This is a genomic window from Clostridium sp. (assembly GCF_050717535.1).
In the GTDB taxonomy this organism is placed as follows: Bacteria; Bacillota; Clostridia; order Clostridiales; family Clostridiaceae; genus Clostridium_AD.
The window spans coordinates 94712-103359 of record NZ_JBOITM010000073.1; the positions used below are offsets into that span (position 1 = coordinate 94712).

Consider the following 8648-nt stretch of genomic DNA (forward strand, 5'->3'; position numbering starts at 1 on the left):
TCACATATGTGATATAAGGGCTTTTTTATAATTTTTTAAAGGTCAAACTATTTTTGAATTTTAAAAGAACTTTTTAAAGATACTATTCTATTAAATACTAGTTTACCTTCTGTGGTATATTTAGAATCCACATTGAAATATCCATGTCTGAAGAATTGAAATTTGTCTTGTGGTTTTGATGCTTCCATATTTGGTTCTATAAATCCTTGTAAAATCTCTATAGAATTTGGGTTTATTTGATCTAAAAAGGTTTTTCCTTCTTCTTTTTCTTCATCTAAAATTAGTGGCTCAAATAATCTAAATTCTGCTGGTACAGCATTTGTTGCATCTACCCAGTGAATTGTTCCTTTAACTTTTCTTCCAGTAAATCCACTTCCACTCTTAGTGTCAATGTCATAAGTACAGTGTATTTCGGATACATTTCCATCTGAATCTTTAACTACATCATTACATTTTATAAAATATGCTCCCTTTAGTCTTACTTCGTTTCCTGGGAACAATCTGAAATATTTCTTTGGCGGAATTTCCATGAAATCTTCTTGCTCTATATATATTTCTTTTGAGAAGGACACTTGACGAGTTCCCATAGATGCATCATCTTGATTATTCTCAATTTCTAGCATTTCCACTTGAGCTTCTGGGTAATTTGTAATAACTACTTTTAAGGGTCTTAGAATCGCCATAGTTCTAAGTGTTTTTGGGCTTAAATCTTCTCGTATAAAATGCTCTAACATTTGGCCATCTACTGTACTGTTAGCTTTTGCAACTCCAATTTCTCTGCAAAAATTACGTATAGCTTCTGCAGTATAGCCACGACGTCTAAGTCCTGCTATAGTTGGCATACGTGGATCATCCCAAGCATCTACAATTCCCTCGTCTACTAATTGCTTAAGATTTCTTTTACTCATTACAGTATTGGTAATGTTTAATCTTGCAAATTCTATTTGTCTTGGTTTATTTTCCATTTCACAATTGTTTATAACCCAATCATATAGTGGACGATGATCTTCAAATTCTAAGGTACATATTGAATGTGTAATTCCTTCAATTGCATCTTCTATTGGATGTGCATAATCGTACATAGGATAAATACACCATTTATCTTCTGTATTATGATGCACAGCATGAGATATACGATAAATTATTGGATCTCTCATGTTTATATTCGGAGAACTCATATCTATTTTAGCTCTTAGAACCTTTTCTCCATCAACAAATTCACCTTTTCTCATACGGTCAAATAAGTCTAGGTTTTCTTCCACAGTTCTATTTTTGTATGGGCTTTCTTTCCCTGGTTCTCTTAGTGTTCCTCTGTACTCTTTCATCTCTTCAGCTGTTAAATCGCACACATAGGCTTTATTATTTTTTATTAATAATACCGCACGATCATACATTTCTTGAAAATAGTTTGATGCAAAAAATAATTCATCCCACTCATATCCAAGCCATTTTATGTCTTCTTCTATGGAATTAACGTATTCTTTATCTTCCTTTGCTGGGTTAGTATCGTCAAAACGTAAGTTTGTCTTACCGTTAAATTCATCTGCCAATTCAAAGTTTAATATAATAGATTTTGCATGCCCAATGTGCAAATATCCGTTTGGCTCTGGTGGAAAACGAGTTATTATTTTACTGTGTTTTCCGCTTTCTAAATCATCCATGACAATGTTTCTTATAAAATTTGATGAAGTGATTTTGTTTTCCATATTTGTCACCTTCCTTGTAATTTCGCCGACTTGTAAATTTTCTCTATATTCTAATAAATATATCACAAAAATAGAATTTTTCCTAGGATTTTTATGGTATTTATTCACTTAAAGTGTTATTATCCCACATATCGTAATAATTTAACCACATTTCTAGATTTACCGATACAAACTTTCTGTGCTGTGCTGTGGGGACGGTTAACAATTAATTAAATTTAATTAGCAATTATCTGCCCCAATGTTTATAATTAAATTTTAAAATTTGTTAACCGTCCCCAAGTGCCGGCTTGTCCAAGTTGCCAATTTCCAAGTAATGGCAAGTGGCAACATCACATAAAAGGCTGCCTCGCTTTAGAAAATAAATTCTATAGCGAAGCAGCCTTTTATAGTTATGACCTTTTTAATTTAGCAGATATCTTAGCTTTCCTCTACCTTCTCAATATATTCAACATTTTTTAATTCTTCCAAAGCATCTTCCTCTGATATATCGTCTAAGATTCTAGCATAAAGAATTACGCCTTTATTGACATCTTCATCCCACGCAAAATCAGTCATTACCTCATTTATCCCTAGATATTCGCCCATAGTATTTGCACTAATGTTAGATCCTCTATAAGTATCAAGCCCCTCATCTGAGATTATAATTCCATATGTTTTATTATTTATTGGCATCTATAATTCCTCCCTTTTGATTATTTTAACTTACTAAATATAATGTTCTACAGAGTTCTGAAAATATACATATTATTTTTTTAAATTCAATTTAGACAATTAAATTATAATTAACAGTTTTATTTATGTATTGATAATTTATATTTTTCTCTTTTCTCTTTCTTTCTATCCTTCCTTAATTTTGCAAGCTCTATCTTAAATTTAAAGTCTGCATAGTCTGGTTGTATTTTTTTCAGATAAGAACTTATAGCTATATCTTTTGCAGATTTTAATTTACTCTTAGTCAAATCACTCCCTGTACAATTTATTAATTTTTCATAAAAGTACCTACATTCTCTTGTATTCCAAGCAGCATTTCTTAATGCTTTTTTTTCTTCCGCTTGCTTTTGCTTTAATTTTTCTGCTTCCTGAACTTCTTTTTCATAATTTAAAAAGTCTTTTAAGTTATCAAATTTTGGTTCATCATTAAAGTCATCATCAAAATCTTCATCAAAACTATCATCATAATAGCTTTTTCTTTCATAATATTCCTTTTGATTATTATTTTGATTTTTAATCCAATTAATTATTTTATTTTCGTCCCATTTTTTTGGGAAAACCCATTTATCCATTGAATAATCGTAATCGTAATGCTGAGCTACTAAATTAGGTTGTTTTTTGCATAGGGTGAGACAATCTGCACATAAAAATAAATTATCATCTATTTTATAGAGTTTTTCCCCATCATAATCTCTGAAATCATGCAAAATACATTTCCCTATATATTCGACCAATTCTATTTCAGTACCATCCTTAATTGTTATTGTCCCATTCCAATTTGAAGCTAAAACTTCCTTTTCTTTATCTTCATCTAATCCTTCTTGACTCTCGCAAATTTCTTCTATTTTTTTATAAATGTCAATCATGGTTGGTAGGCTATTAATGTTTCTTGCTTGCGCTATTATCCCCAAAAATCTTGCTTTAATATTTTCCATAAAAACCACTCACTTTACAATATAATAATGAGAACCACATTATTTCCCATTTAGCTTTATTATTACATATATTGAAAAAATATATTCATTTAAACATCTATCTTTTGTGCTCCTTTCCACTTATTATTCCCTCTTAGTAAAAAACAATTATAATAATTCTTTAACTTGAGAATGCAACTTACAATATGTCATAATATAACTAACCGGTAATCTAGTGAAAGGAGATGATTAGATTGATTACAGCTAGGAGGTGGCTTTTGACCTAAAAAGGTTAAAAGTTTACCATAAAATATGAGGTAGTTAGCAATTTATAATTGTTATCTACTTCAGATGAATATAGGGGGGCATATTGCCTCCTTATATATAACCTTTCCACTTGTCACCGCGGGCACCAATTATTATTGACATAATAAGGTTTTTATAATAAAATGAAATTGTGTGAATAATCAAACTAAACAAAAATAATCCAGATGAAGGAGATGTTGATATATGATAAATTTAATTGAAGCTTTTGAGGTGCTTGATCAATAACTGAATATTAATCGAAGGCAGTATAATCTTTTGTAGAGATGTCTTTACATTAGATCTACAAAATATAAAATGGGGCTTATTAACCCTTTATTTTGTGTGCTTTCGAAATCTAATTAATAACCGTCATCTGAAACGTTAAACGAATTTAAAGTTTGGCAGAATGCACGAAGTTATCGTGTTTTTTTTATTGCCTTTTTTAATATTCCCGTGGATGGTTTTTATATCCACGGGATTTTTCTATAGAAAAATAAATAGGATAACGGTTCATAATTGTTATATCTAAAAAAATATAGGAGGTGGTTTCAATGGAAATTTCTAAAACTCTATTAAATACTATTGATAATAAAGAGGAGGAATTTACTATTGTGTTACAAGAATGGGAAAGATGTTCTGCCCGCAGCACTTTTAAAGGAGCTGCAAAAGTATATTCAAGGAGAGATCATATATATTCCAAAAGAAGATAATGTACGGAAGGCTTGGGGTGAAAATAATGGCACTCGAAAACTTCTAAGAAAACGTAACATGGAGATATATAACTTTTATAAAAATGGAACTACAATTACTAAGCTTACAGAATCTTATAATCTATCAGAAGATAGCATTAGAAAGATAATTTTTAATATAAATAATGAAAATTTAAAATTAAATGCATAGGAGAGGATATTTATATATACTTTAAAACAATTAGGCTGGGAGGAATATTACAAAGAAGAATTTTATAACGAAGAGGATAAATCATCTTTAAAAGATGCTAGCACTTTTATAGAAGATGGTTATTCAGTAGCAAGAGTTTTCGGTGAGCATAAGCATATTTATAAAATTTATACTGAGCTTGGGGAGATGTTGGCTGAGGTGTCCGGGAAACTAAGACACGAAGTAATGGACCAGCAAGAATTTCCTTCTGTTGGAGACTTTGTGATAGTAAGTCTTAGAACCTCGGAAATGAGAGGTACTATTCACAAAGTACTCCCTAGGAAAAGCAAATTTTCCAGAAAAGTCGCAGGCACTAACACTAAAGAGCAAATTGTAGCTTCAAATATAGATACAATTTTTCTTGTTAATTCCTTAAACAAGGATTTTAATGCCAGACGAATAGAGAGATATTTAACCATAGCTTTAGAAAGCAATTCAAATCCAGTTATTTTGCTTAGCAAGGCTGATCTGTGCACGGATTTAGCCGAAAACTTAAGACAGACTGTAAGAGTGGCTGCTGGAGTCCCAATTCATGTAATTAGTACCGTTGACAATCGTGGTATGGATGATTTAAATCAATATTTGAAGCCAGGTACAACCATTGCACTACTGGGTTCTTCAGGTGTTGGAAAATCTACCTTGCTTAATTATCTTGCAGGAGAAGTGGTTCAAGAAACAAAGGAAGTTCGAGAATACGATGATAGGGGCAGACATACTTCAACCTCTAGAGAGATGTTTATTTTAGATAATGGTGCCATTATGATAGATACCCCAGGAATGAGGGAACTCCAGCTATGGGGTGGCGCGGACGGCATAAGTGAGGCTTTTGAAGATATAGAAGAATTAGCAGCCCAATGTAGATTCTCAGATTGTAGTCATAAAAAAGAGCCCGGTTGTGCCATAAAAAAAGCTATTGAAGATGGCATTATAGATGAAAAAAGATTTAAAAGCTATTCAACTCTACAAAAGGAAATTCTAATGATTGAGAAAAAGCAAAATGATATAACTAGAATTATTGGGAATAAAAAAAGCAAAGTATATATAGACCATAAGTATCGAGGGCTTTAATGGGGATATTTTTACCACACTAAAAAAAGGATCTGTTATACAATATAGCGGATATAGTCATAAAAAAACCGCCTTATCTATTTTAAAGACAAGGCGGTAAGTTTTTAATTGTATTAAGCACAGTTTGATCCTATTGTGCAATAACGTATTTTTCAATAGCTTTTTTCCATACTAAATACCCTGCATTGTTTAAATGCAATCCGTCTATAGCATAATCATTATTTAGCTCATTCCCTTTGCGGAATAAATCATATAAATTTATATAATTTACGTTTAATTTTTCTGCAATATCTTTTAACTCACTGTTTAATTCAGCTACATTATTATTAATTTCATCCTTTTTAACAATTTGTCTACTAATAGGCAAAATGCTTTGTATAAATATATTAGTATTAATATTATTACTTTGTATGTCTTTGACTATATTTGTATAATTATTAATAATATCCTCTTTGCTTTTCCCAGATGACAAATCATTTATGCCTATCATTATAAAAAGTTTCTTTGGCTTCAATATATATATATCATTTAATCTGTTTAATACTCCACTTGTAGTATCACCACTAATTCCTAAATTTCTAATACTTGTATTATTAAATGCTATATTCCAATTACAGTAATCGGTCAAACTATCCCCCAAAAATATAATTTCATTACTTTTCTTTATGTTTTTGAAACTATTTACTTTATCATTATAATATGAACTAGTTTTTGGTTTGGGATAGTTTGAATTGATTACGGTAGATTCCTTAATTTTAGTATATTCAATTCCACCGTTTTCATAAACAACAAAACCACCCACAAAAATAAAAAGAATATTAAAGATTAATGATATTATTAATATAAGTTTAAATTTTTTCATATAATAACACGCCCCTATATTATAAAATATATACCCATATTCTAGATAATCTCTACCCTCATTTTTTCTAATTCTTCACAAATTTTCTCATCGGGCCTTTCGTCTAAAATAATTGCGTCTACATCATAAATATCTGCAAATTTGTAAGTGCCATCATATTGAAATTTCTTGTTTTCCATCACTAGATAAACTTTTTTTCCTGAGTGTATAATGGCTCTTTTCGTATTACCATCCTCCATATCAAAAGTTGTAAGACTTTTATCAAACATATTCACTCCACAGCTACCTATAAAGGCTCTATTGGGATTGTGCCGAGATACACTCTCTATAGTGGTAGATCCAACAAACCCATTTAATTCTTTATTAAACACTCCCCCAGTGCCTATGACGTCTACATGGTCACACTTTGAAAAGGTTCTAAAAATATCAATCATGTTAGTTATAACTATGAGCTTTTTATTGCCCTTTGCAATTTTCTCTGCAATTAATATATTTATGGATGAAATATCTAAAAAAATTGTCTCCTTTGGCTTTATAAGTTCATAGGCCTTTTGTGCAATGTTCATTTTTCCTTCTGAATTGATATTTACTCTACTTAGAATATCATTATGTGGAGCGGACTTTCTACTTAATACTCCGCCTCCATAAGTTCTCTTAATAATTCCTTGTTTTTCTAAGACTTTTAGATCTTTTCTTATACAGTCCTCTGTTACATTAAATCTTTTGCTTAGTTCCTTTACAATTACTTTTTCGTTTTCATTTAGCAATTGAATTATTCTCTCTATTCTTTCTTCTGCAAACATTTTATTTCCACCTCACCTTATAGAGTGTACGTGATTATAATTTAATACAAAATATTATTTCTTATACAGCTATCTTTTGATTTAAGATAAACTTTTCTATGACATGTGCCACCCCATTGTCCTCATTGCTATAAGTTACATAATCAGCAATTTCTTTTATTTCTGGAAATGCGTTTCCCATTGCCACACCGAGCCCTGCATACTGGATCATCTCTTTATCATTCCCCGAATCTCCTATACAAATTATCTCATTTGGCTTTATTTTAAGTTCCCTTGCAATCTTTTCTAGTCCTGTTCTTTTACTAATATTTTTCTTCATAACTTCCACATTAAAAGGTGTTACTTTTGAAACTGTGAAATTTTCTAAAAATTTTTGTGGCAACTTAGACATATCTTTGAATAATTCTCTGTTGAAACCCTCTTTAGCTTCAAGTTTATTTTCATCCAATATTATACTTGGAAATAATGCTTGCACCTCTTCTAAAATACTTAAGTCCTCATTTATTAACATTATTTTTGTTATTAGTGTATCTTTATCTAGTGAATTAAAATCCCTAATTTCTAAAGGTATATTATTAGCGATAGCATCAAATTCACTATAATAGTTGGCAGAGTTTATTAATATACGGTCATCAGAATACATATTTAAAGTTATATGAAGCTTCTTCACCAAATTAAATACATATTTAAACTCATCATAACTAAGTGGACTAGATTGAATTACTTTTTCATTAGTATTATTCATTACTAGCGCCCCGCTACATACCACGCAATAATTATCATCACTTACTAAATCTAACTTTTCTAAATACTTCTCTATGCCTTGAATTGTACGTCCTGAGGCAATTACAACTTTAACACCTAGTTGTGTTGCTTTTTTAATTGCTATAATGTTTTCCTCTGAAATTTTCTTATTATCATTTAATAATGTTCCATCCATATCTATTGCCAATAATTTATACATATAAAAACCCCTTATTTTTGTAGAAATTCTTTTAGAACTTCTACAATTAAATTATGTTCTGTTATTTGTACTAAACTTGCCTTAAGTAATAATTATATTTTTTTTCAATTTGGTATTGAATTTTCCATAATTACATTATACAATAAGACTAAACAATAAACAATGATAATAAACAATAATATACATATAAAAAGGGGGTATATAGTTTTGGCTAGTGATAGAATTGAAAAACTTAAAAATCAACTTTTTGAAATCGAGTAGGAGCTAAATAATTAATTTATTTAGCGACCTCTCACACCACCATGCATACCGTTCGGTACACGGCGGTTCAATAGAAATTAATGTTTTAATAAATATGTCTCAGATATAGAAACT

General features: G+C 30.2%; 8 protein-coding genes. 2 read left to right on the top strand and 6 right to left on the bottom strand.

Going from position 1 to position 8648, the window contains the following annotated elements; genetic code table 11:
- Nucleotides 1–47: 47 nt before the first annotated feature.
- From ACREVU_RS13570 to ACREVU_RS13580, 3 genes are all read right to left on the bottom strand, one after another.
- Complete coding sequence (locus ACREVU_RS13570; RefSeq protein WP_431552135.1) at nt 48–1706, bottom strand: glutamine--tRNA ligase/YqeY domain fusion protein; 1659 nt, start codon at nt 1704–1706, stop codon at nt 48–50.
- Between the two features lie 417 nt (nt 1707–2123).
- The gene (locus ACREVU_RS13575; protein ID WP_431552136.1) at nt 2124–2378 is read right to left on the bottom strand and encodes a hypothetical protein; all 255 of its coding nucleotides are present in this window, start codon (nt 2376–2378) and stop codon (nt 2124–2126) included.
- 119 nt (nt 2379–2497) lie between these two features.
- Nucleotides 2498–3352 (bottom strand): hypothetical protein, encoded by an 855-nt coding sequence (locus ACREVU_RS13580; protein ID WP_431552137.1) that lies wholly within the window; start codon nt 3350–3352, stop codon nt 2498–2500.
- Between the two features lie 894 nt (nt 3353–4246).
- Here ACREVU_RS13580 and ACREVU_RS13585 point away from each other — a divergent pair.
- Both ACREVU_RS13585 and rsgA read left to right on the top strand, forming a co-directional pair.
- A complete protein-coding gene (locus tag ACREVU_RS13585) occupies nt 4247–4537 on the top strand; it encodes a CD3324 family protein (RefSeq protein WP_431552138.1) in 291 nt (96 codons plus the stop codon).
- A gap of 198 nt (nt 4538–4735) precedes the next feature.
- A complete protein-coding gene (gene rsgA, locus ACREVU_RS13590) occupies nt 4736–5644 on the top strand; it encodes a ribosome small subunit-dependent GTPase A (protein ID WP_431552139.1) in 909 nt (302 codons plus the stop codon).
- 130 nt (nt 5645–5774) lie between these two features.
- Here the strand turns inward: rsgA and ACREVU_RS13595 are convergent, their stop codons facing one another.
- The 3 genes from ACREVU_RS13595 to ACREVU_RS13605 all read right to left on the bottom strand — a co-directional run bounded on the left by ACREVU_RS13595 (nt 5775) and on the right by ACREVU_RS13605 (nt 8273).
- Nucleotides 5775–6506 carry a GDSL-type esterase/lipase family protein gene (locus tag ACREVU_RS13595; protein ID WP_431552140.1) on the bottom strand — a complete coding sequence of 244 codons (732 nt, stop codon included), beginning with the start codon at nt 6504–6506 and terminating at the stop codon, nt 5775–5777.
- Nucleotides 6507–6547: 41 nt separating this feature from the next.
- A complete protein-coding gene (locus tag ACREVU_RS13600; protein ID WP_431552141.1) occupies nt 6548–7309 on the bottom strand; it encodes a DeoR/GlpR family DNA-binding transcription regulator in 762 nt (253 codons plus the stop codon).
- Nucleotides 7310–7370: 61 nt separating this feature from the next.
- Complete coding sequence (locus ACREVU_RS13605; protein ID WP_431552142.1) at nt 7371–8273, bottom strand: Cof-type HAD-IIB family hydrolase; 903 nt, start codon at nt 8271–8273, stop codon at nt 7371–7373.
- Nucleotides 8274–8648 lie beyond the last annotated feature (375 nt).

What these genes read in the sequence shown, in the direction of transcription:
- ACREVU_RS13580 (WP_431552137.1), bottom strand. Translation starts at nt 3,352, where the DNA reads ATGGAAAATATTAAAGCAAGATTTTTGGGGATAATAGCGCAAGCAAGA.
- ACREVU_RS13575 (WP_431552136.1), bottom strand. Translation starts at nt 2,378, where the DNA reads ATGCCAATAAATAATAAAACATATGGAATTATAATCTCAGATGAGGGG.
- ACREVU_RS13605 (WP_431552142.1), bottom strand. Translation starts at nt 8,273, where the DNA reads ATGTATAAATTATTGGCAATAGATATGGATGGAACATTATTAAATGAT.
- ACREVU_RS13595 (WP_431552140.1), bottom strand. Translation starts at nt 6,506, where the DNA reads ATGAAAAAATTTAAACTTATATTAATAATATCATTAATCTTTAATATT.
- ACREVU_RS13600 (WP_431552141.1), bottom strand. Translation starts at nt 7,309, where the DNA reads ATGTTTGCAGAAGAAAGAATAGAGAGAATAATTCAATTGCTAAATGAA.
- ACREVU_RS13570 (WP_431552135.1), bottom strand. Translation starts at nt 1,706, where the DNA reads ATGGAAAACAAAATCACTTCATCAAATTTTATAAGAAACATTGTCATG.